The organism is Planotetraspora mira (assembly GCF_016863275.1).
Taxonomy (GTDB): domain Bacteria; phylum Actinomycetota; class Actinomycetes; order Streptosporangiales; family Streptosporangiaceae; genus Planotetraspora; species Planotetraspora mira.
Map to the genome: position 1 here is coordinate 46,287 of NZ_BOOO01000041.1, position 26,033 is coordinate 72,319.

23 protein-coding genes and 1 tRNA gene are annotated in these 26,033 nt (G+C 68.2%); 14 read left to right on the top strand and 10 right to left on the bottom strand.

Annotated elements, in window-relative coordinates; translation table 11 throughout:
- The first annotated feature begins 27 nt into the window (after positions 1 to 27).
- The 4 genes from Pmi06nite_RS34695 (at position 28) to Pmi06nite_RS34710 (ending at position 3,950) form a co-directional block, all read left to right on the top strand.
- Positions 28 to 1,056 carry an SIS domain-containing protein gene (locus tag Pmi06nite_RS34695; protein ID WP_203957427.1) on the top strand — a complete coding sequence of 343 codons (1,029 nt, stop codon included), beginning with the start codon at positions 28 to 30 and terminating at the stop codon, positions 1,054 to 1,056.
- The gene (locus tag Pmi06nite_RS34700) at positions 1,053 to 1,952 is read left to right on the top strand and encodes an N-acetylglucosamine kinase (protein WP_203957428.1); all 900 of its coding nucleotides are present in this window, start codon (positions 1,053 to 1,055) and stop codon (positions 1,950 to 1,952) included. Before Pmi06nite_RS34695 ends, Pmi06nite_RS34700 begins: the two co-directional genes overlap by 4 nt.
- A gap of 26 nt (positions 1,953 to 1,978) precedes the next feature.
- Positions 1,979 to 2,896 (top strand): alcohol dehydrogenase catalytic domain-containing protein, encoded by a 918-nt coding sequence (locus tag Pmi06nite_RS34705; RefSeq protein WP_203957429.1) that lies wholly within the window; start codon positions 1,979 to 1,981, stop codon positions 2,894 to 2,896.
- Between the two features lie 184 nt (positions 2,897 to 3,080).
- Positions 3,081 to 3,950, top strand: coding sequence for an alpha/beta fold hydrolase (locus tag Pmi06nite_RS34710; RefSeq protein ID WP_203957430.1), 870 nt, complete (start codon positions 3,081 to 3,083; stop codon positions 3,948 to 3,950).
- Positions 3,951 to 4,076: 126 nt separating this feature from the next.
- Here the strand turns inward: Pmi06nite_RS34710 and Pmi06nite_RS34715 are convergent, their stop codons facing one another.
- Positions 4,077 to 4,442 (bottom strand): Mth938-like domain-containing protein, encoded by a 366-nt coding sequence (locus tag Pmi06nite_RS34715; protein WP_203957431.1) that lies wholly within the window; start codon positions 4,440 to 4,442, stop codon positions 4,077 to 4,079.
- Positions 4,443 to 4,883: 441 nt separating this feature from the next.
- On the opposite strand from Pmi06nite_RS34715, the gene Pmi06nite_RS34720 reads away from it, so the two are divergent.
- The 3 genes from Pmi06nite_RS34720 to Pmi06nite_RS34730 all read left to right on the top strand — a co-directional run bounded on the left by Pmi06nite_RS34720 (position 4,884) and on the right by Pmi06nite_RS34730 (position 11,596).
- Positions 4,884 to 6,965: an NPCBM/NEW2 domain-containing protein gene (locus Pmi06nite_RS34720; RefSeq protein ID WP_203957432.1), complete on the top strand. Its 2,082-nt coding sequence runs from the start codon at positions 4,884 to 4,886 to the stop codon at positions 6,963 to 6,965.
- A gap of 213 nt (positions 6,966 to 7,178) precedes the next feature.
- Positions 7,179 to 7,877, top strand: coding sequence for a FadR/GntR family transcriptional regulator (locus tag Pmi06nite_RS34725; RefSeq protein ID WP_203957433.1), 699 nt, complete (start codon positions 7,179 to 7,181; stop codon positions 7,875 to 7,877).
- A 386-nt stretch (positions 7,878 to 8,263) separates the two neighbouring features.
- Positions 8,264 to 11,596 (top strand): family 20 glycosylhydrolase, encoded by a 3,333-nt coding sequence (locus Pmi06nite_RS34730; protein ID WP_203957434.1) that lies wholly within the window; start codon positions 8,264 to 8,266, stop codon positions 11,594 to 11,596.
- Positions 11,597 to 11,711: 115 nt separating this feature from the next.
- Here Pmi06nite_RS34730 and Pmi06nite_RS34735 read toward each other — a convergent pair whose 3' ends face one another.
- The 3 genes from Pmi06nite_RS34735 to Pmi06nite_RS34745 all read right to left on the bottom strand — a co-directional run bounded on the left by Pmi06nite_RS34735 (position 11,712) and on the right by Pmi06nite_RS34745 (position 14,306).
- The gene (locus Pmi06nite_RS34735) at positions 11,712 to 12,524 is read right to left on the bottom strand and encodes an SDR family NAD(P)-dependent oxidoreductase (RefSeq protein WP_203957435.1); all 813 of its coding nucleotides are present in this window, start codon (positions 12,522 to 12,524) and stop codon (positions 11,712 to 11,714) included.
- A gap of 103 nt (positions 12,525 to 12,627) precedes the next feature.
- Positions 12,628 to 13,098 carry an SRPBCC family protein gene (locus tag Pmi06nite_RS34740; RefSeq protein ID WP_239114404.1) on the bottom strand — a complete coding sequence of 157 codons (471 nt, stop codon included), beginning with the start codon at positions 13,096 to 13,098 and terminating at the stop codon, positions 12,628 to 12,630.
- A gap of 407 nt (positions 13,099 to 13,505) precedes the next feature.
- Positions 13,506 to 14,306 (bottom strand): YoaK family protein, encoded by an 801-nt coding sequence (locus Pmi06nite_RS34745; RefSeq protein WP_203957436.1) that lies wholly within the window; start codon positions 14,304 to 14,306, stop codon positions 13,506 to 13,508.
- Between the two features lie 335 nt (positions 14,307 to 14,641).
- Between Pmi06nite_RS34745 and Pmi06nite_RS34750 the strand changes: the two genes are divergently transcribed.
- From Pmi06nite_RS34750 to Pmi06nite_RS42785, 4 genes are all read left to right on the top strand, one after another.
- Positions 14,642 to 15,556: an NAD(P)-dependent alcohol dehydrogenase gene (locus Pmi06nite_RS34750; protein ID WP_203957437.1), complete on the top strand. Its 915-nt coding sequence runs from the start codon at positions 14,642 to 14,644 to the stop codon at positions 15,554 to 15,556.
- A gap of 124 nt (positions 15,557 to 15,680) precedes the next feature.
- Positions 15,681 to 16,184, top strand: coding sequence for a SigE family RNA polymerase sigma factor (locus Pmi06nite_RS34755; protein ID WP_203957438.1), 504 nt, complete (start codon positions 15,681 to 15,683; stop codon positions 16,182 to 16,184).
- Positions 16,171 to 17,619, top strand: coding sequence for a hypothetical protein (locus Pmi06nite_RS34760; protein WP_203957439.1), 1,449 nt, complete (start codon positions 16,171 to 16,173; stop codon positions 17,617 to 17,619). Before Pmi06nite_RS34755 ends, Pmi06nite_RS34760 begins: the two co-directional genes overlap by 14 nt.
- Positions 17,620 to 17,801: 182 nt before the next feature.
- Entirely contained in the window at positions 17,802 to 17,930 is a 129-nt protein-coding gene (locus Pmi06nite_RS42785) for a hypothetical protein (RefSeq protein ID WP_275409635.1), read from the top strand.
- A 52-nt stretch (positions 17,931 to 17,982) separates the two neighbouring features.
- Here the strand turns inward: Pmi06nite_RS42785 and Pmi06nite_RS34765 are convergent, their stop codons facing one another.
- On the bottom strand, positions 17,983 to 18,741 hold the full coding sequence (locus Pmi06nite_RS34765) for a response regulator (RefSeq protein ID WP_239114405.1): 759 nt from the start codon (positions 18,739 to 18,741) through the stop codon (positions 17,983 to 17,985).
- Complete coding sequence (locus Pmi06nite_RS34770) at positions 18,735 to 20,051, bottom strand: sensor histidine kinase (RefSeq protein WP_203957441.1); 1,317 nt, start codon at positions 20,049 to 20,051, stop codon at positions 18,735 to 18,737. The genes Pmi06nite_RS34765 and Pmi06nite_RS34770 overlap by 7 nt, the downstream gene beginning before the upstream one ends.
- Positions 20,052 to 20,217: 166 nt before the next feature.
- On the opposite strand from Pmi06nite_RS34770, the gene Pmi06nite_RS34775 reads away from it, so the two are divergent.
- The gene (locus Pmi06nite_RS34775; RefSeq protein WP_203957442.1) at positions 20,218 to 20,931 is read left to right on the top strand and encodes a DUF998 domain-containing protein; all 714 of its coding nucleotides are present in this window, start codon (positions 20,218 to 20,220) and stop codon (positions 20,929 to 20,931) included.
- 170 nt (positions 20,932 to 21,101) lie between these two features.
- Here Pmi06nite_RS34775 and Pmi06nite_RS34780 read toward each other — a convergent pair whose 3' ends face one another.
- From Pmi06nite_RS34780 to Pmi06nite_RS34795, 4 genes are all read right to left on the bottom strand, one after another.
- On the bottom strand, positions 21,102 to 21,824 hold the full coding sequence (locus Pmi06nite_RS34780; protein ID WP_203957443.1) for a hypothetical protein: 723 nt from the start codon (positions 21,822 to 21,824) through the stop codon (positions 21,102 to 21,104).
- Between the two features lie 85 nt (positions 21,825 to 21,909).
- Entirely contained in the window at positions 21,910 to 22,227 is a 318-nt protein-coding gene (locus Pmi06nite_RS34785) for a hypothetical protein (RefSeq protein WP_203957444.1), read from the bottom strand.
- A gap of 349 nt (positions 22,228 to 22,576) precedes the next feature.
- Positions 22,577 to 22,650: transfer RNA gene (locus Pmi06nite_RS34790), tRNA-Arg, on the bottom strand.
- A gap of 59 nt (positions 22,651 to 22,709) precedes the next feature.
- Positions 22,710 to 23,681 (bottom strand): Gfo/Idh/MocA family protein, encoded by a 972-nt coding sequence (locus Pmi06nite_RS34795; RefSeq protein WP_203957445.1) that lies wholly within the window; start codon positions 23,679 to 23,681, stop codon positions 22,710 to 22,712.
- Positions 23,682 to 23,817: 136 nt separating this feature from the next.
- On the opposite strand from Pmi06nite_RS34795, the gene Pmi06nite_RS34800 reads away from it, so the two are divergent.
- Positions 23,818 to 24,639, top strand: a complete 822-nt coding sequence (locus tag Pmi06nite_RS34800; RefSeq protein ID WP_203957446.1) for a phosphotransferase — start codon at positions 23,818 to 23,820, stop codon at positions 24,637 to 24,639.
- Between the two features lie 279 nt (positions 24,640 to 24,918).
- Entirely contained in the window at positions 24,919 to 25,890 is a 972-nt protein-coding gene (locus Pmi06nite_RS34805) for a cobalamin biosynthesis protein (protein WP_203957447.1), read from the top strand.
- Positions 25,891 to 26,033 lie beyond the last annotated feature (143 nt).

Consider the following 26,033-nt stretch of genomic DNA (forward strand, 5'->3'; position numbering starts at 1 on the left):
CACGTCTCTCGAAGGGAAATGACGGAAATGTCGGGAGAACGAATCCCCTACATCGACGGCAGGGCGGCGCAGCCTGCCGCCCTGGAGCGGATCGCGACCCGGGTCGCGGATCAACTCGCGGCCGGCAGCCACGTGTTCGCGGACTGCTCACGGCCCGTCTTCGTCGGCATGGGGGCCAGCCATGCCGCGCTCGCCCTGCCGCTGAGGATGTTGTCCGACGGCGACGTGCTGGCCCGCCAGGAGCTGGCCAGTGAGGTGAGCTCGGGGATCAGGTTCGACGGCGCGGACCTGGTGATCGGTGTCTCGCAGTCCGGGCGCAGCCCGGAGACGGTGGACGCGCTGGCCTTGGTGCCGAGGGAGCGGCGGGCGGCGGTGGTCAACGTCGTCCCCTCCCGGCTCGCCGACTCGGTGGGGCACTGCGTCGACCTCGGGAACGAGCCCGACAGCTACGCCTCGACCATCGGCTACACCGGCACACTCGTGGCCCTCGCCATGATCGCCCACACCGTGCTCGGCCGCTCGCCGGCCGACAGCGCAGGCGAGTGGGCGGGAATCGCGGACGTCCTCGCGCGCCACGAGGCGGCCCTGGCCCCGGTGGTGGACGACGTGGCCGAGCGGGCCGGGCGGGTCGTCGCCGCGGACATCGTCGCGTCGGGAGCCTCCCGCTCCGCGTCCGAGTCCGGTGCCCTGCTGCTCCGGGAGGTGTGCCGGGTTCCCGCCTCGGCGCTGGTCACGCGCAACTACCTGCACGGGGAGATGGAGTCGGCAGGGGAGACCCTCCACGTCGTGATCGGCGACGGCCGCGAACTGGAGCTCGCGCGCAGCCTGGCCGGCAGCCGCCACCACACTCTCTGCGTCACCTCTGCGGCCGTGGAGCCCGCTGATCACCTGCATGTGGTGCGCATCCCCGAGGGCGTGTCGATGCCGGTGCGCACCGTCCTCGAGACGGCCGTCGTGCAGCGGCTCGCCGGGTCACTCGCGCAGGCCAGGGGCGTGGAGATCGAGGACTTCGTCTTCAACAACACGGACACGAAGATCGAGGAGCCCATCGGATGACGACGGCGGTGGCCGGTGTGGACGTCGGGGGCACCAAGACACGGATGCAGCTGGCGGACGCGGGGACCGGCGACGTCCTCGCCGACCTGACGGTGGCCAGCTCCGGCTGGCAGACCGCCTCGCTTCCGCAGGCGGCGGCATGGCTGGCGTCGTACCTCCAGCCGCTGCTCGACCCGGGCCACGAGGTGCGGCACGTCGTCGTGGGAGCCCACGGCTGTGAGACTCCCGACCACTGCGATCGGCTGGCCCGTGAGCTCACGGGGGCGATCGGGGTCGCGACGACCGTGGTCAACGACGCCGAGCTGCTCGTGCCGGCCGCGGGTCTGACCGGTGGCGTCGGCGTCATCGCCGGCACCGGAGCCATCGTCGTGGGCAGGCACCGCGTCACGGGTGCGTACCTGTCGGCCGGCGGGTGGGGATGGGTGCTGGGCGACGAGGGATCGGGCTCCGCGCTCGTCCGTGACGCCGCCAGGGCGGTGCTCGGCCACGCGGACGAGGGGGCTGACGAGGACGGGCTCGAGGAGGCGCTGCTGCGGTCCTTCGGTGTTCCCGGCCTGCCCGAACTGGCCGCGGTGATGAGCTGGAACGGGGGCGTCGAGAGCTGGGGTGCTCATGTTCCGGCCGTCTTCGCGGCGGCAGAGGCCGGGTCCGCCACGGCCGACGCCGTCATCAGGGCGGGCGGCGGGTCTCTCGCCCGCCTCGTGGCGTGTCTGGCCCGGCGGGGCGCCGAGGCTGGCGCCGTGGTCGTCGCGGGTGGCGTCATCAGCAACCAGCCCCGCCTCATGGCGGCGTTCGAGAACGAGCTGGCATCCCAGCTCCCCGGGGTCGCCGCCTCGCTGCTCCAGGCTCCGCCCGTCAGGGGAGCCGTCGAGCTGGCCTGCCGTACCCAGCGCTGAACCGGACCGGAATCCAAGAGGAGATCATGCGCTTTTCCCAGGTCGTCGCCCCCGGTACGTCGCAGATCGTGGAGGCGCCTGATACGCCCCCCGGCCCGGGGGAGGTCAGGGTGCGCACCCTCGCCTCCGGGATCTGCGTCTCCGAACTGCCCGCGTGGGCCGAGCACGACGGGGCGGAGCCGCGCCGGCTCGGTCACGAGCTGAGTGGTGAGATCGTCGCGCTGGGCCCCGGCGTCCATGGCTGGTCCCCGGGAGACCGGGTCACCGGGTTCGCCTCCCTCGCGTTCGCCGACATGGTGAACGTCCCGGCCAGGGACCTGCTCCCCGCTCCGGCCAACGTGCCGAGTCGGGCCCTGCTCGGCGAGCCGTTGGCCTGCGTCGTCGAGGCACTGTCGCGGTGCGGTCTACGGCCGGGGCAGCGGGTCGCGGTCGTGGGGCTCGGGTTCATGGGGCTGACCGCCCTGCAGGTCGCCGCCGACCACGCCCCCGCGCGGCTCGCCGGTGTCGACCCGGCGCCGCACGCGCGCGATCTCGCGGCCGAACTGGGCGCCGGCGAGGTGCATGCTCCGGATGAGGCCGCCGGGAGCCTTGCCGGGGCGTTCGACGTGGTCGTCGAGTTCTCCGGCCGGGCGGCCGGGCTCAAGCTCGCGGGTGATCTCGTGACGACGCACGGCACGCTGTGCGTCGCCGGCTACCACCACGACGGGCGCCGTGACCTGGACGTCGAGCTCTGGTATCGCGGGGTGACCATCGTCAACGGCTTCACCGGCCAGCGGTGGCGCCTCATGAAGGCCTTGGCGGAAGGGCTGCGGATGATGGCCGACCGGCGCCTCACGTTCGAGCCCCTGATCACCCACAGTGTCTCGTTGGAAGGGGTCGACACGGGATTCGGCTACTTCGGCGACCGCCCTCCGGGCTTCGTCAAGTGCATCGTCACGCCGTAGCGGCCTCAGCTCACACGCAGGGTGGTCAGGGTGCGGACCAGCACCCCGGAGTCGGAGAGCCCCCGCAGGAGGCGCAAAGTGCCGATGCCGATGAGCGCCACGCCGACAGTGATGAGAATGAGGATGGCCCTGATCCATGCGCAGGGTCCGATGAGTTCTTGATGCGGAAGGGGTCTACACCTTTATGGCAACGCAGATACTCGAGACTCCCGAGGTCGACCTCGTCTACGACGTCCACGGCTCACTGCCGACCGCCGACGGACGCCCACCGCTGGTCATGATCGGTCAGCCCATGGACGCCGGCGGCTTCGGCGTGTTGGCGTCCCACTTCGCCGAGCGCACCGTCGTCACCTACGACCCGCGCGGCCTCGGCCGCAGCACCCGCAAGGACGGCCGGGTCGACCATGAGCCCAGGATCCAGGCTGCCGACGTGCACGCCGTCATCGAGGCGCTCGGTGCGGGCCCGGTCGAGATGTTCGCGAGCAGCGGCGGTGCGGTGACCGCGCTCGCCCTCGTGGCGGCCTACCCCGATGACGTGACCACCCTGGTGGCGCACGAGCCGCCACTCATTCCGGTGCTCGCCGACGCCCAGGCTGCCGAGCGCGCCCGGGCCGGCGTCCGGGATGCGTACGAGGGCAAGGGCCGGGGTGCCGGCATGGCGGCCTTCATCGTGATGACCTCGTGGCAGGGCGAGTTCACCGACGACTACTTCGCCCAGCCCGTGCCGGACCCCGCCGTGTTCGGGATGCCGACCGATGATGACGGCTCCCGCGACGATCCGCTCCTGTCCGACCGGTCATGGGCGGTCAGCAGCTACCGGCCCGACGTCGACGCGCTTGCCGCGGCGCCGACGCGGGTCGTGATCGCAGTGGGGGAGGAGTCCCTGGACGTCTTCACCGGACGCACCTCGGTGGCGACGGCCGAACTGCTCGGTCAGCAGGCGACGGTCTTCCCGAGCCACCACGGCGGCTTCCTCGGTGGCGAGTTCGGCTACGCCGGGCAGCCCGAGGCGTTCGCCCGCAAGCTGCGCGAGGTCCTCGACGCCGTCGGCTGACGGTCGCCCCTTGTCATCGTCACGCGGTGTTCGTCTGGCTCCCCTCACGCTCGGACACATGACGAGCCGGCGGACACCGCGATTCACCACCCTGACGGGCGCGCAGCGGGCACGCGGTTGCGTGGGTCAGCATGTCGAGTGGAACAGGCCTCCGACGGAGGTCGTCTCAGCCAACGCGTTGTAGCGCTCAACCGCGGTCCTCGTCTCCTCGACGAAGACCTCGATGCCCTTCTGCTTCAGCAAGTCCAGGGTTTCCGGGCACGTCTGAAGGACCAGGTCCATCCCTCGCGAGAGGACGACCACCTCGCTGCCGTGGTCGAGTAGCTCGGCGACGTCGGCGGGTTGGATGCCTGGAGTGTGACGCGTACCCGTCTCGTTCCAGTCCCAGGCTCGACCGCCGCCCGGGTACAGCTTGAAGTCCTTTCCTTCGCCCACCCCCTCGACGACCATGCGGCCCCAAGAGATGTGAGTGATCAGTGGAGATCGCTTCATGGTCGGGAGACTAGCCACGCATGTGCACGTGCGCGAGCCTTCCTTGCTCTGGAGATCAGCATCCGGCCATGCGGTGGTGCCACCGTCTGTCCAGCTGCAATGGGTGCGGTTGATGGCTGTGGGGTTCGATGAGATCACCTCCAGGCAACCTAACAACTCATAAATTACGAATTAATGTTGACATGCTGCCGTAACGAGATACAAGATCCCTGAAAACAAACACCTCAGGAGTGCGGACATGACTGGGTCTGGCAGCCGGTCGGGGACGTTCCTCGAAGGTCTCGGAGCCGCTGTGCGCCGCGGCTCACGTCGGCTGGTGGGCCACCCCCGCGCAGGCGCCGGAGCGAGGTGAAGGCGGAAACACCTGCAGGTCCAGAACAAGAAGTCCGGCAAGTTGCCCATCGCGGCGTCCGCCATTCCCCGGCAGCAAAGGAACCCGATGTGAAACGACATGTGCTCGCCGCTGTGACCGCCCTCGTGGCAGGTCTGCTCGTCGCGCCCGCGACCGCCCAGGCCGATGCGGGCGCGGGGGTGGCAGGCCCGCCGCAAGCGACAAAGCAGGTGGTCAGCCCGACGCCGTACCAGGGCTGGAACACCTACTTCGGTCTCGGTGGCGCCTTCTCGGAGGAGTCCGTAAAGGAGGTCGCCGACGCGCTCGTCTCCCGCGGCCTGGCCAAGGCCGGCTACGACATCGTCTGGCTGGACGGCGGCTGGCAGGACCTGGAGCCGCGGACGGCTGCCGGCGACCTGCAGGCCGACCGGACCCGTTTCCCCAACGGGTTGAAGCCGCTGGTGGACTACATCCACAGCAAAGGCCTGAAGGCTGGCATCTACACCGACGCCGGGCCGTACATCCCCGGGAGCTGCGGACTCGGCAGTCACGGCTACTACCAGCGCGACGCGGACCAGTTCGCCGCCTGGAAGTTCGACGCGGTGAAGGTGGACTTCCTCTGCGGGATCGCCGCGAACCTGGACCCGAAGACCGCCTACACCGAGTTCGCCCAGGCGCTGCGGAACAACGCCGCCCACCGGCCGATCATCTTCAGCCTGTGCAACCCGGTGACGTCGCCGGACTGGGGAAACTACCCGGAGGAGCAGCAGTCGACGTACTCCTGGAGCTACGCCCCGGCGATCGCGCAGTCCTGGCGGACCTACACCGACGTGGGCTTCGTCGGCGACATCAAGTTCAAGGACGTGCTGCGCAACTACGACGCCAACGCACGGCACCCCGAGGTCGCAGGCCCCGGTCACTTCAACGACCCGGACTACCTCGGCCCCGAGTTGGGGATGACGGACGAGGAATTCCGTACCCAGATGACGCTCTGGTCCGTGGCCGCCGCGCCGCTGGTGATCGGCAGCGACGTCCGCAAGCTCAGCCAGACCTCCGTGGACATCCTCACCGACCCTGACGTGGTCGGGATCAACCAGGACGCCGCCGGTGTGCAGGCCGTCCGCGTCGGTCCCGCCGGCACGACGGAGACCTGGGTGAAGCGGCTGGCCGACGGCGACCGGGCAGTGGTGCTGCTCAACCGGGGCGACAGTTCGAAGACCCTGACCACCAAGGCGTCCTCGGTCGGTCTGTCCGGGGGCCGGTTCACCCTCAAGAACGCGTGGACGAACCAGGTCACCGAGAGCGCCGGCACCATCAGCGCGGCCGTCCCCGCCCACGGCGCGGCGCTGTTCCGGGTCGGCCGGGCCCATGGCCTGCCGGGCGTCCCGCACGTGGTCGCCGGGCTGCCGCAGGTGACGCGGGTCGGCGACGCCCCGGTGCCGGACGGGTCGGCACCCGTGGCCGCCGGCGGCGACGAGGTGCGGGTCGAAGTCGGCGTGCGCAACGACGGCACACTGCCGGTCTTCTCGCCGAAGGTCAGGTTGACGGCGCCCGCCGGCTGGACGGTCCGTGAGCTCAGCGGGGCGCCGAAACTGCTGGGCTCCGGCCACGCCGCCACCTTCGCCTTCGCCGTGGCACTCCCGGCCACAGCCGCTGCCGGTAACGCGGCACTGACCGCCACCACGTCGTACGACGTGATCGGGCACGGCCGCCCGCAGCAGACGACGATTTCGGCGGTGGTGGTCGCGCCGGTGCCCCCGGACGGTGAGGCCGTCCTGTCACACCACACCTGGATCAGCGCCACCAGCGGGTGGATGAGCCCGACGGTCGACCTCAGCGTCGGCGGCGGGTCACCGATCAGCATGCTCGGCCAGGTGTACCCGACCGGCCTCGGGGTCGCCTCGCCGTCCACGGTCCGCTACTACGTCGGCGACCAGTGCAGCCGGTTGACCGCGACCGTCGGCCTGGACGACGCGGTGCGCAACGTCGGACCCGAGGGCGCCACGTCGACGTTCCAGGTCATCGGCGACGGCCGGGTGCTGTTCGACAGCGGAGTGCTGACCCGCGACGACGTCCGCCAGGTCGACGTCGATCTGACCGGCGTCCGGATGCTCGACCTGGTCGTCGGCGACGCGGGCGACGGTGGTTACAACGACCGCGCCGACTGGGCGGGTCTGAACGCCGCCTGCTGAACCGGACAGTCGCACCCAGGTGATGATTCACCTGGGTGCGACTGCCGTCACCAGGTCTGCCTCCCGGTGCGAGGATGAGGAATTCGCCGTCGCGCTCAGACCTCGTCGCAGGCCGGTCACGGTGCGGTCGTCCGGTGGTGGACGGGGGCCGGACCGCGGTGAAAGCCTCAGGCTGAAAGATCGACAGGGACGAGCGGGAAGGGGGCGGAGAGCATGGCACGGTATGCCCGCCGCGGCGTCCACGGGCAGACCGTCGAGGTCATCGCACGCCGCATCCTCGCCGGAGAGATCGCCGCGGGTGAAACGCTGAACATGACCGCGCTCCAGGAGGAGTTGGACGTCAGCCTCACCGCGCTCCGGGAAGCGCTCAAGGTGCTCTCCGCCAAGGGCATGGTGGACGCCCGGCAGAAGCGCGGCACGTTCGTCCGGCCTCGCGCGGACTGGAACCTGCTCGACGGTGACGTGATCCGCTGGCAGTTCGCCGAGGGCGCCGATCCGCGACTGCTCGACAAGTTGCACGAGGTCCGTAGCATCATCGAGCCGGCCGCCGCCCGCCTGGCCGCGAGCCGGGCGACCGAAGACGACCTGGCCGCGCTGGCCGGCGCCCTGGACGAGATGGCCGCCGCGGACGGCGACCCGGCGGCCGCCGTCGCCGCCGACCTGAACTTCCATCGCGTGCTGCTGACCGCAACGCATAACGAGTTGCTGGAGCGCATGGAGGTCGTCATGGAGACCGGCCTCGCGGAGCGCGACCGCCTGGTGCACGGCGGCGTCGAACCGCATGACGACCCGGTGCCGAGCCACCGGGCGGTGGTGGAAGCGATCCGGGCGCAGGACGCGACCGCGGCCGAGGCCGCCATGCGGGGATTGCTGGACAAGGCCGTGCGGGACGTCGAGAAGATTCGCGGATGAGGATCGGGCCGACCTGCGCACTCAACGCCTGAGCAGGTGCCGTCGCCCCGTCGAGTTCCGGCTCACTCCCGAGATGCCGTCGGCGTCGCCCACCCCGGTATAGACCGGCTGTGGCAACAGCCACCGTTGTTGCGAATCCGATACATGGCGGTATGGACCAAAACTTTAACTTCTGTTTACCCTGACAGCCTGAGACCCCTACATAAGGGTCTAACCGCCGCCCAAGGCCGCCAACCGGTATAGACCAGTCACCCCCCAAGAGCAAGGCGGTAATCGAGATGAGCAAGAAGATCGCCGGGACGGTCGGTCTCCTGGCCGCGTGAACTCCCCCATCCACCACATCAGGAAGCTGCACGGACGCTGCAGCGCCGAACGGTTCGCCGGACATGTCCCACCAATGTCCGAACGCGGCCCGTGCTGGAGGTATGCGGTACCCCGATTTAAGGAGTGACGTGAAGATCTCGTTCCTATCGGCGAAGCGCGAGCAGATAAGGGACCGCGGCGGAAGCCGACGGCCACGGGCCCGCGCGGTCTCTGCTTTGACAATCGGTGCGCTCCTCGCCACCACCCTCACCGGTGTCATGGCGAACACCGCACAGGCCGGCACGGCGTCGACCGCGCCGGCATCACCCCAGACCGTTCCCCTCTCGGTTTCGACGAGCACCACGGCCGAGAGCGTCAATCTCGCCCTCCTGCCGGGTGTGGTCGCCTCCGCCAAGTCCCAGCGTCTGACCAGTCCCGCTGCGACGTACGCGCCCGCCAACGCCATCGACGTCTTCGTCCACAACGGTTGGACCTCGAACTATGCGTCGGTCGGGAACGGCTACAACCCGACTCAGGACTGGTTCCAGGTCAAGCTGGCCACGCCCGCCCCGGTCTACGAGGTGTTCAGCCGCTGGACGTCGCCGGCCAAGCCGACGGAGTACGACCTGCAGGTCGCCACGGACGCCGACTGCCAGACGTGGTCGACGGTCACCCACGTGGTGAATCCGAGCGACAAGGATTCCCAGGTGATCGATCGGAAGGACCCGATCTCCTGCGTCCGGATGCAGGCCCTGGCCACGAATTCCACGACCGGATACACGATCAACGAGTTCGAGGTGTGGTCCGGCCCCAAGCCGGCGCCGGTCGTGGGTCAAATCATTCCCGTGCCGGTGCAGCAGACGCCCGGCACCGGTCAGCCGTGGGAACTCACGGCCAAATCCCGGATCGTGGTCTCCGGCAGTGGCCTCGCCGCCTCGGCTGAAGTTCTTGCGGGCTACCTGCGCCCGGCTACCGGGTACGAACTCCCCGTGGTGACAGGTTCTGCCACCGCCGCCGATATCGCCCTCACCGTCGCGCCAGTGCCCGGCCTTCCACAGGGCAACGAGGTCGCCGCGGCCGAAGGCTACTCCCTCACGGTGTCAAGTTCGGGCGTAAGCGTCGTGGCCCCGAACACGCACGGCCTGTTCAACGGCTTCCAGAGCCTTCGGCAGTTGTTGCCGGCGGCGAGCTACTCGCCTTCCATCGGCGTGGGGCCATGGACGGTGCAGCCCATAACGGTGGTGGACTACCCCCGTTATGAGCATCGAGGTCTCCAACTCGACCCTGCCCGTAACTTCATGACGGTGGCCGAAGTCAGGTCCATGATCGACCAACTGGCGGCGCTGAAGGGCGACCAACTGCACCTGCACCTGAGCGACAGCCAGTCCTGGCGCCTTGAGATCAAGGGCTACCCGGCACTGGACGGCACCGGGTGCAACGGAGCGGCCTGCCTCGCGGGTTTCTACACGCAAGAGGACTTCAAGGGCCTGGTCAAGTACGCGGCCGATCGGTTCATCGAGATCGTCCCCGAGTTGGAGGGCCCGGCCCATGCCACGGCGGCAGTCACCGCCCTGGGCGGCCGCACGGTCGTGGGTTGCCAAGGCCAGACCCAGACCGACCGGTTCTGCACCAATCCGAATGACCCGGCCAGTGCGCGGGCCCTCGCGTTCTGGAAGGACGCGATCGCGCAGCTTGCCGCGATCTCTCCCGCACCCATCATCCACATCGGCGGCGACGAGGCCATCGGGATGCCCCACGAGGACTACAAGTGGTGGATCCGGCAGATGGAGATCATCGTCAACGACAACGGCAAGCGGATGATGGGCTGGAACCCAGCGCTGGAAGGGTACGCACCGGGTTCCACCTCCATCAACCACTACTGGTCCGACTACACCGGCGGTGGGCCCGCTCTCATCAAGCCTGAGTGGTTCAACCAGGGCCGGGACGTCATCGTGACCCCGGAATACAACGCCTATCTCGACTTCGGGTATGACGGATCCCCCGGCAGGACGCCGCGGACGGAACTTCTCCAGTCCTACTCGTGGGACCCGGAATGGGTGTACGAGAAGTACCGGTCGGTCTGGGCTCAACCCGCGTACGGCGGGCCGAAGGCCGAGGACATCCTCGGTATCGAGGCGCCCATCTGGGGCGAGCAGATGCGTGGGCTGGCCACGAACGAGTACATGGTTTTCCCGCGGCTGGCCGGCATCCTGGAAAAGGCCTGGTCTCCCAAGGTGCTCACCCAGGACTACGACGCGTATCGGCAGCGGCTCAGCGCGGCCGGACCCCGGTGGGCCTTCGCGAACGTGAACTACGGCACCATCTCGCAGGTCACCTGGAACCCGGCGACGATGGGAACGGTCGCCCGTTTCGGCGTGGACAAGACCCTGAGCAATGCGCCGCTGGCGAATCTGGCCGCCGGCTCGATTGCGCCGGGTAACGTCACGGCCGTGATCGACTGGGGCGACGGATCCCCGACGGAGCCGGCCGGCATCGCGGGACGCGATTACGTGGCGAGCCAACGGCAGGGTAGAAGCCTGATGTCGGTCAGCGGGAGCCACACCTATCCGGCGGACCAGCCGTACCACGGAACCGTCACCTTCAGTTATCAGGACCAGACCTGGGTCGTGCCGTTCATCGCCGGACCGGATTCCATTTACGGTGCGGTCACCGGTCCAGATGGCGGGGCCCTGTCCGGAGTGCGCGTGACGGCGCACGATCCGAAAACGGGAGCGACCGTTGGCACACCGGTGACGACGAACGAGGACGGGCGCTACCTGCTCAGCGTTCCGGACGGCACGTATGACGTGTGCTTCGACGCGGAGCAGGCCGAAGGTGCCGGAGCTCAGTTCGGTTTCGTCTCGGCATGTGCGCGTGGAATCACGGTCGGGGCCGTGAACGTCGGCGCTCTTGACCGACAGCTTGCCTCCGCCTGCACGACGAAGGTGACGGGCCGAGTGAACGGGCCTCTGCCCGTTTCCTCCGGACTGACCTGCCTCGACGGCGCGGTGGTCTCGGGGCCGGTGACGGTCGCGGCCGGCGCGGGACTGGTCGCGGTGAAGGCCAAGCTGTCCGGGCCGCTGTCGGTGAACCGCGCAGCTCAGGTACGACTGATCGATTCCGTGGTGAGCGGGCCCGTCTCGGTGTCCGGGGGCACGGGTCCGGTCTCGCTGACCGATACCACGGTGAACGGTCCGGTCACGGTGTCCGGGGTTACAGGCCGGCTCTCGATAACCGGCACGAAGGTGGGTGGTCCGCTCAGCGTGACGGGCAACTCGGTGCAGTCGGCGCCGGTGATCGCTGCGAACCATGTCGGTGGTCCGCTGTCCTGCTCCGGCAACACCCCGCCGCCCACGAATGGCGGGAAGCCCAATTCGGTGTCCGGGCCGAAGACGGGACAGTGCGCCGGGCTGTAACACCGATTCCTACGACGTGAGGTGATGGTGGGACGGAGCGCTCCGCGGACGCGGAGCGGTTCGTCCCACCGATCAAGGAAGATCAGCATTGTCGGCCTGATCGGACATGGCGATCTCAGTCGACGAGTGCGCCGGCGGACAGATTGGCGATCGTGCCGGTCATGGCTCCAGCTCGATCTGAAGCCAGGAACGCGGCCGTCTCTGCGATTTCAGAGAGCGTAGGCAGCCTCTTCAGAAGCGTCCCCTGCGCCATCCCCCCGCCGTCGAGCAATTCCTGGACCGACTGCCCGGCCGCTGCCGCGGTTTGCTTGAAGAGGTCCTTGGTGTAGGAACCCGCTGCCGGCGCATCGACGACGGCGTGTGGACGGATGCCGATCACCCGGATGTTGCCGGGTGCCAGCTCCGCGGCCAGAACCCGCGAGAAGGCCTCCTTGCCGGCCGCGCTCACGCTGTGCCCCAAGATGCCGCCGACAGCCAGTTTGGAACCCGGCTCGGACAAAGTCAGGATGACGCCGGGACGCTCGCGACCCATGTGCCGTGCCACAGCCTTGCTTGTGATGAACAGCGTCCGCAGAAAGCCATCAATCGGCCGCATGAACTCCTCCAGCGAGAGGTCCGCCAGGAAAGTCCCCTGGTCGTGCATGACACTCATGGCGTTGAGGGCGATGTCGATGCTGCCGGCCGTCGCCGCGATCGCGTCGGCGTGCTTTTCGACCGCCTGTTGATCGAGAACGTCAACTTGCGCGGTCTCGACTGTTCCGCCCGTGGCGGCGATATCACGCGCCACGGCGTCGAGCTTCGCCTGCGTCCGCCCGGCGATGAAGACCCTCGCGCCTTCCCGGGCGAATACCCGTGCGATTGCGCCGCCGATAGCGCCTCCGCCTCCATAGATCACAGCGTTCTTATCACCAAGCAGCAATCCACTCATATGTGTCCTCCAAAGGTGATTGATTCTTCCGAATGATTACAAGGCGACGAATGTGCCGATCGACATGCCGCCGGCATACGAGCGCCGACATCGGTCGCCTCGTCTACTTCGTAGCGCCGCTCGCGTGCACCACCGCGGAAGGGGCGTAGCTCTGCAGTCTGGGCAGGAACATGTCCCAGCCGCGTTCGTGGTCGCGGAAGGCCTCCTCGAGCACAGCGGCTTCCCAGCCCTTCTCGCGCCAGCCGCTCTCAGTCATGCGCAGAATCGTGCCGTCACCGGAGGGCTCGAGCTTGAAGGTGACCAGGAGGGAGTTGTTCGCATCCGCCAGCTGACCATCAGAAGCGATCCAGCGGAACGCGAACTTGCGGGGCGGATCCACGTTGACCACCGTGATCGGTTCAACCCCAGCGCGGTCGCCCCACACCAGTTCGCCGACCGCGCCCGGCGCAGGCTCGAACGACGCGTCATCGGACCACCACATCTTGATGTGCTCGGGACGACTCACGACATCGAACACGATCTCCGGTGCCGCGTCGATGCGGATCTCGCGCTCCAACTTTCCGAACTCCACCACGTACCTCCAATAAGCAACCATCGGTTGCGCATGACACTAGCGATGGCGGCGGCAACCCGCAACCTCATGTTGCGTAACGACCGTGAGGCCGACACAGGGGAGCGCTTGACCAGGCGGCGGCGACCTTCGATTGACGGAGGCGCCTGGTGAAACTCGAGCGGTCGACCGGTGACGCGCGGGGCTGGACCAGCGACCCCGAGGGCGGCTGGTGAGAGTGGCGGCGAGCTCACTTACATCTGCCGCGAGCGGATCTAAAGGAAGGAGTGGCGGCCGTCCTGAGGTGCGGATCGCTCGGGCGCTACGGCAGTACGTGCCGCGGCTGCGGGAGACCGCTTTCTGCTGTCGACGACGGGTGAAAACCGACCCCCTGGCGGCGCTTGGGTTCTAGTGCTTGTCGCAACACCTGATCATGAGGGGCGTGTTGATGGCGAGGAGTCCGTGCCCGGGGAGTCGGCTTCTCCTGATCGGAAATCCTGCGCTGAGCTGAGTTCCCGATCAGGGAGGAGTCTCGACGCGGTGAGCACGATCGCCAGTGCCGCCAACCCGGGGACCAGCGCGAAGGCCTCGCGGAGCTGAAAGAGTCCGGCGCCGGCGAGTGCGCCGGCCAGCAGTGCCGCCACCGCCCCCGCGCGGCGGCGCCAGCGGACGCTGGTTCCGCCCGCGAGTCGCGAGTCCGCACCGAGACTGGTGAGAGTGCTGGTGACGACTGTCGTCGGCAGGTCGGCGACGGACAGTTTCTTGGTGGCGGCTCCCTGGACGCCCATCGCGAACGCCAGGAGAGGTGCGATCACGTGCGGCGCAGGCGCCCTCGGTTGTGTCACCCAGAGGAGGAACACCGACAGGAGCATCGCGAAGGTGATACCTACGCAGACCGTCAGTTGTCGCGGCCAGGTGGCCGTGATGTCACAACGCCGTACGATCCGTCCCGCGACGATGGTGCCGACCATGAACGCGCCGAGGGCGATCGCGGAATTCAACAACGGCAGGGCGGCTCCGCCGGCGGCGAATCCGATGATCGCGACGTTGCCGGTCATGTTCGCGGTGAACACCTGACCGAGGCCGAGGTAGCTGGCAGCGTCGACCGCACCGGTGACCGATGTCAGCAGCAGGAGGAGCAGGACGCGGGTGTTCTCACGATCAAGACCGAAGAGTGGTCCGAAGCGTCCGCGATAACGTTTACCTATTGACGGCGGAGGTAGTACGGCCATCTAGATGGTGCCTTGCCTTGCAGTTCACAGATGTAACCGATGGTAGAGGGTGCCCTCACCGTGGTGACGCCGCCGTCCGAACGAGGGGGACGGCGCCCACCGGTGCTCCCCACGGTCGGTTCGACGACTCGGGCGTGGCCCATGACCGTTCTCCCCTCCCCGGCTCTGGTAGGGATCGCCGGCTTCGCGGGCAGAGCGTTCTTCGCCGGGCCTGTTTCATGGGCCGGGCCTGTTTCATGGAAGGAAATCAGAACTTCGTGCGTGGCTAGACTGCAGGCATGAAGGCCGCATTCCGCACCAGGTACGGTCCGCCGGAAGTGGTTACAGTCACAGAAGTGGAGAAGCCTTCGCCCAAGGACGGCGAACTTCTCATCAAAGTCCACGCGACGACGGTCAATCGCACCGACTGCGCGCAAAGGGCGGCCAAGCCATTCTTGTGGCGATTCTTCACCGGGCTGATCAGGCCGAGAGTGAGGATTCTCGGGAACGAGTTCGCGGGAGAAGTCGACGCGCTGGGCGCCGGTGTCACATCCTTCACCGTCGGCGACAGGGTGTTCGGCTACAACGACGCCGGATTCGGGGCCCACGCCGAATACATGACGGTCGCGCACGACGGAACCCTCGCGACGATGCCGGAAGGACTGACCTTCGAAGAGGCCGCTCCGAGCACCGAGGGGTCGCACTACGCCCTCTCGGTGATAAGGGCGGCGAAGATCGAGCGCGGCCACGACGTCCTCGTCTACGGCGCGACCGGGGCCATCGGCTCGGCTGCGGTCCAACTCCTGAAGAGCATCGGCGCCGCAGTCACCGCGGTCTGCGGAACGAAGGACATGGAACTCGTCAGGACTCTGGGCGCCGACAAGGCCGTCGACTACATGACAGAAGACTTCACGAGGGACGAGAGGAAATACGACTTCGTCATCGACGCCGTGGGCAAGAGCACGTTCCGGCGATGCAGGCGGCTGCTGAAACCACGCGGAGTCTTTCTCGCGACCGACCTGGGCCCGTGGTCCCAGAATCCGATCCTTGCCCTCACCACTCCGCTGCTCGGCGGAAAGAAGGTCAAGTTCCCGCTGCCGAAGCACGACCCGGCGACGGCGCGTTATTTCAAGGAACTGATCGAGGCCGGGCGGTTCAAGCCGGTCATCGACAGGCGGTACTCACTGGACGAGATCCTCGAAGCCCACCGGTACGTCGAAACGGGCCAGAAAACGGGGAACGTCGTGATCAGCATCGACCATTCGGGCTGAACCTTCCTTCGGGGTGCTGCCGGCATATGCCGTACAGGGTGGCGTTCCGCCAGGGATCGCGCGAACCGGCGGGCAACCTTTCTCTCCGATCACGCGTATATGAGGGCATGACCCGAGGAGCGTTATGACCCCGACCGCCGAGGGGTTCGCCGACTTCGTGGCGGCCAGGGCCACGGCCCTGTTGCGTACGGCATATTTGACCTGCGGATCGGCGGCCGACGCGGAAGACGTGCTGCAGAGTGCGCTCGAGCGGGCCTACAGGAACTGGCATCGGCTGCACCGCGACGCCGATCCGGAACCCTACGTGCGGCGGATCATCGTCAACCTGGCCATCAGCCGGGCCCGCCGCCGCGCGATCCTGCGGCTGATCCCCGTGCACGCCCCGCCCGACACGCCCGCTCCCCGCGGGGACGTAGAGCTTCGTCAGGTGCTGCTCGACGCGCTTCGTGTGCTGCCGCCTCGCCAGCGGGCGGTGATGGTGCTGCGGTACTGGGAGGACATGACCGAGGCGCAGACGGCCCGGATCCTCGGGTGCTCGGTCGGAACGGTCAAGAGCCAGGCGTCCAAGGCCCTGGCGCGGCTTCGCGTGCTGCTGGATCGGGAGGTGGTCATCGATGTCGAGGCTTGAGAACGAACTGCGCACGGCCATGGCGGAGGGAACCGCCACGCTACGGGCCGCGCCCGACCTGGTCGACCAGGTCGTACGGCTCTCGCGCCGCCGCAAGGCCCGTCGCCTGAAGCTGGTGGCCGCCGCTGCCGCCGTCGTCGTCGCGGCGGGTGCTGTGCCGGCCTTCGTGACGCTGTCGCGATCCGACCGGTCTGTTTCTGACAGGGTCGTCGCGGAGGTTGATGGGGTCGAGGTGCACTATTTGCCCGCCGACATGGGCGAGCCGGAACGGTTGTCGCTGAAGGAGCGCGACCACGGGGGCACGATCCGCCTCCGGGGGGAAGGGCTGATGTGGTCGGAGGGAAACCGGTTCGTCCAGGTGTCCGTCTACCGCCCCAAGGACAAGATCACCGACGTTATGGACATCTGGTCACTGAACGTGCTGCCTGACGTGGACGAGTCGACGTCCCGCCAGGGCTACGCGTCCACCACCGACCACACCGACCGGATATGGGTCGCCCAGCCGGGCGTCTTGCTGAGGATCATCACCTCGGTGTCGATGAAGGGTGAGATGGACCGCATCGCCAAGGGACTGCGCGTGAGCCGGTCCTCCCCGAGCACGCGGCCCGCCGCCGCACCATCCCGCCGCGCCGATGATCCGCGCTCGTTCGGAGGTGTACGGCTGGGCCACCTGCCGGACGGCTTCACGGCCGACCAGGGGGATGCGTCCATGATCACCGATGGCATAGGCCGGTGGTTCAATCGCGGCGGCGGGAGTCTGTCGGTGGAGGTCGTCCGGGGCGACACGGCGCACGACCTTGACGGCTTGCGCGAGGTCACGGCGTGGCCGACGGACGAGCGGCTTGTCAAGGTGCGCGAGACCGAGGTGCGCGAGATCGCCATGCCGGGCACACGCGCGCTTGACGGGCGGGTCCTGTCCGCGAACGGGTTCGGGGACAAGGGCCGGATGCTCCTCTGGGTGATCCGGCCGGGCCTGGGCGTGCGGATATGGGCGTCACCGGATCTCGTGGACACCATGCCGGAGATCGCCCGCGGCATCGCCCCCATCGCGCCGCTGAAGGGAGACGCGGTCGACGAGGTGCGGGTGCCCTACGTGCCCGAGGGGTTCCGCCCGGGCACGGCGCGTTCGGCGACGGGACCCGACTGGGTCATGACGGCCCGGCGCTGGCGCTCGCCCGACGATCCGGCGCGTCAAGTGTCTGTGGAGGTCTATCACGGAGCCGCCGTCGAATATCGAGACTGGGCGGGCGGCACCGCCGGCGTCGACGCGGAGCCGGACGTCATCGGCGGAGTCGAGGGCATGGTGCGGCGGTCGGCGCGGGAGCAGAGGTTCGCCTGGCGGGAGGACACGGGCCTGGGCGTCGCCGTCACCGTTGCGGCGGATTCTCAACCCGAACTGGCCCAGGTGGTCGAGGGCATTCACGCGGGGGGCTGACGGGCCGTCTTCGGCTTTCGGGGGCCTGCGGCTGCATGCGCGGCGAGAGCCGTACCAAGAAAAAGACCAGCTCAGAGCGCATCTGGGCTGGTCTGGGGAGCGCGCCCTGCAGTGTGCTGGTTCAGGACATAGGAAACGCATGTCTCCAGACATAGGAAACCTCGGCGGTCGAGAGTCTGGCCGTGTCGAAGGCCAGGCTGGTGATCACGACGGTCGAGTTGATCGTCCGGCTCCGCAAAGAACTGTCGGGCCAGGGCCTGGACGCCGGCCCTGACACGATCGCCTGGCACCTGCGCATCCACCCCAGCTGACCGTCTCCAACCATCTGCCGATGACTATGTGATTGTCGGGGCAGTGGAGGGGTTACGCGGGTGAGCGTGGATTATCGGTCGCTCCGACGGGTGTGATGAGGCCGGTCTCGTAGGCCAGCACCACGGCCTGAACCCGATCCCGTAGGTGCAGTTTGCCCAAGATGTGGCCAACGTGGGTCTTGATCGTGTGCTCGGATACGACGAGTTCGGCCGCGATATCCGCGTTGGTAAGGCCTTTGGCGACGAGGGTGAGGACCTCAGTTTCTCGTGTGGTCAGGTCGGCCAACCGCTCGGAGCGCACCGGCGGTGTCGAGCGGTCAGCTCGGATGAAGTCGGCGATGAGCCGCTTGGTCACGGCCGGGGCCAGCAGAGAATCGCCTGCGGCGATGACCCGCACGGCTGTGACGAGTTCGGTCGCGGTGGCGTCTTTGAGGAGGAATCCGCTAGCGCCCGCGCGGAGCGCCTGGTAGACGTACTCGTCGAGGTGAAAGGTGGTCAGCACGAGCACCTTGAGCGGCTGGTCGGCCGGCGGCACGAGACCCGATGAGAAGTCCGATGCCGGGTCGTCGTGCGCGGACCGCGCGAGTAGTCGGCGGGTCGCCTCCAGCCCGTCCAGCTTCGGCATCCGGATGTCCATCATGACCACATCCGGTCGCTCACCCTGCCGGCTGAGCTCCGCAATCGTCGCCAGTGCCTCCGCACCGTCTCCGGCGGTCCCCACCACGGTCAGATCCGGCTGCGCGTCCAGCAGGAACGTGAATCCTTCCCGCACCATGGCCTGGTCGTCGACGATGAACACCCGCGTCACCACAGTGCTCCACGATGGTCGGTGGTCACCGGCACCGCGGCGCTGACGGTGAACCCGCCGTCCGGTCGTGGCGCGGCGGCCAACTCGCCGCGCACGATCGCCATCCGTTCACGCATCCCCGCGAGACCGTACCCGGACCCTGCCGGTACCGGCCGGACGGGCCGGGGTGGCGGATCGTTGTCCACGGTGACCCGCACCTGGTCGGCCGCGTGGCGCAGCTCGACGCGCACCGGCGCTCCGGGGGCGTGTCGCCGCGCGTTACTCAGGGCCTCCTGTACGACTCGATACAGGACGAGGCCAACGGTGGGCGGCACAGGGAGGGGGTGCCCGTGCACCGTCAGCGTCGCGGGCACGCTGGAGGAGTGAGCCTCGGCCACCAAAGCGTCGATGTCACCCAGGCCGGGCTGCGGTGCGAGGTCCACTTCGTCGTCGTCGCGGCGCAGCACGCCGAGGAGTTGGCGGGTCTCGTTGAGCGCCTGCCGGGTGGCGTCGCCCACCGCGGCGAACTCAGCGCGTATCGGATCATCATCCGTCGCCGCGCGCAGGGCAGCCAGCCGGTACGGCGCGCTCTCCGTCCGCACCGCGATAAGGGACAGATGGTGCGCGATGATGTCATGCAGCTCACCGACGATGCGGGCGCGCTCCTCCAGCACGGCCCGCCTGGTCTGCTCCTCGGCCACTGACCGGTTCACCACGTCGAGTTGCTGTTCGATCCGGTCCTGCCGGCCGACGCCCAGGCCTGCCAGTGTGGCGGCGCTCACCGCCAGGATCCCGGATATCCCGGCGCCAGACAGCGGCCCGGTGCCCACCGCCATCCCTGCCGGGATGACCAGCAGCAGGCTGATTCCGGCGACGGCCAGGTCGCAGGGAAACGGACAGCGCGCGATCGTCATCATCAGGACGGGAAGGTACAGCAGCATTCCGGCTGTCCAGGGTGTCCCGAGGTCGTGCCCGCCATCCCCATGGGTGAGCATCGCCGCAACGGCCAGTGTCAGCACGGTGCCCGCGACAGTGAATCGCCAGGCGGTCAACGGCCGACGCCGCATGATCAGAACCGGAACCATGTGCAGCAGGACGACGATCGGGGCCACCGCGCCCCCGTAGGTGGGGAGGTACCCGTTGCTGATCTCGCTCGCGAACAGCACCGCCATCGCGAGCACGAGAAGCGCCCGCTGGGCGTACCGTTTCCGGCCGGTGCCCCAGGCGGACGGCGCCAGGTCCCGGTCCCGCCCGGTGATCAGCACGTACCGCAGCGCGTACCCGGCCCGACCGGCACGCCCGCCGAGGCCGAGTATGCCTGCCGTGCTGTCCATACCGGCCAGGTTAACGAGCCGAAAATCCGTCGGCATCGCTCTGTGGGGGGATCCTGAACGTCACCATCAGGTCGCACTCCCGCCGCGCGGACGGCGACGCGGATGAGGTGGGAAATCAGTCAGCGGGCCGACGCGGATGAGTCCCCGTGACACCCAGCCTGTCCGCATGGGCACCGTAGAACCACACGCAACCGCCGTCGTTGATCCCAACCCGCGCCGCCTCGCTCGGATGCTTGCCGGCGTCGGGTCGCTGTGGATCGCTTGCGCGCTCGCCACCGCGCTCGCCGGCGAACTGGGCCGGCCGGGCGGCATTGACCTGATCCGCCCCACCTTCAGTGAGCTGATCTTCACCAGCCTCGGCGCGCGTCTAGTCGGCATCAGCATGATCGCGCTCGCTTTCGCGTCGATCTGCATCGCTTTCGCGTTGGTCGACCTGCGAGCGCCTGCCGACCGCCTCGCCTGGGTGCTGATCACCGGCTGGACCGGCGCTCTGGTGCTGGCCGCGATCTTTCCGATGGCGCCGGTGGGAGCGCCGCCGATCTGGCATGACACGCTGCACCGCTACACCGCGCTGGTCGGGTTCATCTGCCTGCCGGTGGCCGGGCTGCGGCTGGCCCGTCGATTCCGAACCGATCCCCGCTGGCGATCGACAGTGGCCCTCGTCCGGCTGCTCTCCACGGCGAGCCTTCTCGGCATCGCCGCGTTCGTTGCCACGTTCATTCCTATCGATGACTCTATGTGGCTGCTCGGCGCACGCCAGTTCAGCGGCATCACCGAGCGCGTACCGCTGGTCACCAACATCGCGTTGCTGGCCACGCTGGCGGCGGCAGTACTGCGCGCCGACCATGGCATTCCCGATGACCAAGACACGCTGCCCTGACCCGCCATCTGGAGACTGTCCTATTCGCACCGTGTTCTATGACGTCGGATCTCCGTCTCAGGGTCTCGGATCACTCCGGGGCCCTTCGGCGTGCTCTGGGAGCATCCCGCAGGGCTCGCAGCTGGGTTCTAGGTGGGACGATCCTTCGGGGGTTGGTAGCCGCTGCGACGTCAGAGCTGCTCGCGTTCCCAGGACGGCCCCGCAATGTTCGGCGGCGTAGTCACCCAGCCCTTGACGGAATGCCAAGTGGCGGGCCACTCATGAGGAGGACGCGCCAGGATCGCGCAGACCTCGCGCGCCAGTTCGGTCGGGCTGCGGCCGCGCCAGGGAGTGGCGACGAAGATCTGGTAGTCATCCTCGATCTCAAGCCAGACCTCGAACAGATCAGGATCTCGGGGGACGGCTCTCTTGGCGCTGAGGCCGTAAGTCAGCAGTCGGTCGTGGTCAATGCTCGTCAGGACCAGCCGCCCCGCGGTGCGCATCGGGGTCTCCCACGAATGATCTGCGGCGACCCGCGCGACCTCCAGCTCGTACTGAGTGGCCGAGAAGCAGGCGCCTCGGTCCGCGGGCACCTCTCTCGACCATTCCCAGCGCACCAGGTCCCCATCACGGGTGATGGTGACGTCCGTGCCCCCGCAGTCGTAGACGCCGCATGCGCCGCAGCGAGCGATCGCGACAGTGTGCGGCCGGGAATCGGCCAGCAGTCGATCGGCCGGGACCAGGACGTCGTACGGATCCATCCCCAGCCCCGCCCCGGCGGAGGTCATCTCCGCGCCGTTGACGTAGACCTGCAGCTGGAATGATTCGCTGCCTGGCCTGCTGGACGCGGGCGCGACCGCCAAACGGAGAAGGTCGACGCCCAGTTCTCCGCCGTTCCCGTTCACACCACTCATGATCCACCATCACGACGGCCTGACCGCCCCGCTTTCAGCGATAACCCCTGTGGGGACGGCTCGGACGATCGTCAGGATCCATGGATCAACTACTCGCGTCGAGGGCGAATGAGTCCCGGTTCTGCGCGACTGCTGCGATGAGATCGCCAAGATCACACTCCACAGAAGCGTTGACGACGGATTCGAAGTCATGGACCGTCGCCGTCTCAGCGAAGTCAGAAGGGGAGAAGCTCCACCCCTCGATGCTGCTCCACCCTGCCTCAACGGTGGTTTGGCTTCCGTTCGGCGACGAGACGCGCAACCAGGCCGTGCACTGGTCCGAGAAATCGAAGGGCAGGAAGATGGTAACTCCGGTGAGCCGCACTCGCTGGAGATGCTCAGCCCACTGGTCGAGAAGCCGCACGAGGCCATCCGAGACCTTTGATCCCAGGGATTACACCACCGGATGAGGCGCTTGCGTCGCCGCACGGCGATCAACCACATGGCACAGGGAGCCAGGGTGAGGAACGAACCCTGGATCGTAGGGCTGCATCTGTGCGGCGGCGCGGCAACCCCGGTCGGGGCGTTCGGTTGGTACGGCGAGAACGGCGCGCGGTGTCCTGCCGCCGTCCGGGACCGGCCTCCAGGCCGCATGCCCGGACGGCGGGCGGGCGGAGGGCCGGGGGTACGGCGGCGCGCCGCGCCGCCGCTTGATTCAGGAGCCGTACCACATAAAAGACCAGCTCAGAGCGCATCTGGGCTGGTCTGGGGAGCGCGCCCTGCAGGATTCGAACCTGCGACCGTCGGATTAGAAGTCCGATGCTCTATCCGGCTGAGCTAAGGGCGCTCGTGCCTAATTCTGCATGATCCCACGAGTGCGTGAACAACTGGTATTCGGCCGGAGGCTCAGATCGTGCCGCGCGGGGCCAGTCCTGCCTTGCGGTAGATCTCGTCGATGACCGCCATGTTGGCGATCGAGTCGGACGGGGGCGTGAGGTTGCCCTCCCCGGTCTCCACGGCCGATACGAACGCGCGGAGCTGGTAGGTGTACGTCGCATCGCCGGCTACCCGCTCCCGCTTCGTGACGCCGTCCACCGTGTACGACAGGCGGTGGAAGGCCTGGGGGGCGATGAAATTGAACACACGCATCTGCCCGCGCGAGCCGACGACCCTGGCGGAGATTCTCAACAGCTGTGACGACCACAACGAGGCGTTGACCCGGCCGGCCGCCCCCGAGGGGAACTCCAGCGAGGCCGACATCGCCCGATCCACTCCCGGTGAGCGCAGCAGTGCCCGCGCCGCCCGGACGGTCGGCTCTCCGCCGCCCAGAAGACGCGCCAGGTGTACGGCGTAGCAGCCTGCGTCCATGAGCGCCCCGCCGGAGAGGGGCAGCGAATACCGGATGTCCGAGAAGCGGGGGAGCGGGAAGCAGAGCCACGTCTCGATCTGCTTGATCTCGCCGAGTTCCCCGACGATCGACACCATCCGGTCGGCGAGCGGGTGATACCGGTAGTGGAAGGCCTCCATCACGACGAGACCGTGCTTTTCGGCCGCTTCGGCCACCGACCGGGCCTCGGGCTCGTTCGACGCGAGCGGTTTCTCGCACAACACGTGCTTGCCGGCCTCCAGCGCGCGGAGAGTCCATTCGGCGTGCCGGGCGTTCGGCAGCGGGTTGTAGACCGCGTCGATCGACGGGTCGCCGATCAGGACCTCGTAGGACTCGTGAACGACCGGTATGCCGTGTTTCGCGGCGAAGGCTTCGGCACGCGATCGGTCTCGGGCGGCCACTGCCGCGACCTCGACGCCCGGCACCAGCTTCGCGGGCTTGATCAAGGCGGACGGGGTGATCCGGGCGGCTCCGAGCGTTCCGATTCGCACGCGGATCATCTTAAATGTTGATTCCTACCGGGATGTGACCAGTGATCGACATTTCCGGCTTGGACCGTCAGAACATGCTGAAAGGTGTGACCGAAATAGGGGCAAGGCCGGATCCTCACCGCTAAGGTGAATCGCTATGGTCGTGCGATCGACTCCTTCGGCGGTCTTCCTCGGCGGTGAAATCACCGAAGGAGTTCTGCGGGTGGGCGCCAGTGTCCGGCGCCCGATGAGGGCCTGTTCACCGTCGGTCCACGCGCTGCTGCGCCACCTCGAATCGGCCGGCTTCGCCGGGGCGCCCCGCGTGCTCGGCGTCGAAGGGCAGACGGAGATCCTCTCCTATGTCCAGGGTGAGGTCCCCGCGCGTCCCCTTCCGGGCTACGCCGTGAGCGGCGACACTCTCGTCGCGCTCGCCGGTCTCCTGCGAAGGTTCCACGACGCCGCCGCGTCCTTCGAACCGGCTTCCGGGGCGGTCTGGGAGGACGGTTCCGCTCTCGACGACGATCCCGAACTCGTCGGCCACTGTGACGTCACACCCGCGAATGTCGTCTTCCGCGAAGAGCCCTCTCCGGATGGGCAGGCACGGCTTGTGCCGTACGCGCTGATCGATTTCGACCTGGCGAGGCCGACGACCCGGCTGTTCGACGTGGTCACCACGTTGCGGCATTGGGCGCCGATCGCCGACCCGCTCGATCGGGACCCGCTTCAGCGCGGCCTCGACGTCGGTGCGCGGTTGCGGCTGTTCTGCGACGCGTACGGCCTGGCCCCGCGCGACAGGTTGCGACTGGTGGAGACGGCCAGGACCCGGTTCGACCGGTCCTACCTGGCGATGCGCGAGAAGGCGGAGACCCGCGGCGGAGGCTGGGCGCGCATGTGGGAAGAGGGTGCGGGGCAGCGGATCAGAAGGGCCGCCCGCTGGCTCGACGCCAACGAGGACGCCCTCCACCAATACCTCATCTGATCCCATCCCCCGCAACCTTGCCGTGATCATGCACAGGTTCGGAAAGAGCATTCGTGACCTGCGCCATCTTGGCCCGTGATCATGCACACCTTCGGGAATCTGTGCCGTGACCTGCTCCGTCGCCGGCCGTGATCATGCACGCATTCGGAAACTTGCCTCGCGACCTGGTGTTTCACCGGTCGTGATCATGCACACCTTCGCGGACGCGCCCACCGGCCTGGGCGAACTCTCGCCGTGATCATGCACGCGCCCCTCCCCGCATGCCGTACAAGAACGGAAATGCGCCAGAATGCCCAGGTGATCAGGGGAAGTGGCACGACGGCAGGGATCTTTCTGGGCGCGGCGGTAGACGCGGTCGTGGGGGATCCGCGGCGCGGCCATCCGGTGGCGGTGTTCGGCGGCCGCGTCTCCGCCCTGGAAAAGCGCATATATCAGGACTCAAGGCTTGCTGGAACGGCGTTCACCGTGATCTGCGTCGGTGCCGTCGGAGGCCTCGGGCTGTTGGCCGACCGGCTGACCCGCTCGCGTCCTCTCGCGCGTACGGCCGTCACGGCCGCCGCGACCTGGGCCGTCCTCGGGGGGACGACTCTGGCCGAAGAGGGCGCGCACATGGCCGGCTCTCTGGAATCGGGCGATCTCCGCGCGGCCCGTGAACGGCTGCCGCACCTGTGCGGCCGCGACCCCGCCGGTCTCGACGCCGAGGAGCTCGCCAGGGCGACCGTCGAGTCGATCGCGGAGAACACCTCCGACGCCGTCGTCGCGCCGCTCGTGTGGGGAGCGGTCGCGGGCGTGCCCGGCCTGGTGGCCTACCGCGCGATCAACACTCTGGACGCCATGGTCGGCCACCGGTCGCCGCGTTACAACCGGTTCGGCTGGGCGTCCGCGCGGCTCGACGACGTCGCCAACTTCGTCCCCGCGCGGCTGACCGGCCTGCTCACGGCCGCCCTCGCCCCGGTCGTCGACGGCTCCCCCCGGGGTGCGCTCGCCGTGCTGCGGCGCGACGGACACCGCCACCCCAGCCCCAACGCCGGGCGGTGCGAGGCCGCCTTCGCCGGCGCCCTCGGCGTACGGCTCGGCGGCGCCAACAATTACGGCGGTCGCGTGGAACGCCGCCCCGAGCTGGGTGACGGCCCGCGACCCGCGGTGGCGGACGTCCGCAGGTCTGTACGGCTGGCCCGGGCGGTGTCGTACTCGGCGGTGGCATTGGCGGTGGGCGCGAGGCTGCTGCGCCGTACGAACCGTGGTGCATGATCACGGCCGGTGAAACACCAGATCACGCGGCACATCAACGAAGGTGCGCATGATCACGAATCGGGAACGCCCAGGTCAGGGCAGAGATTTCCGAAAGTGTGCATGATCACGGCAAGAAGACGCGCAGGTCGTGGGCGCTCTTC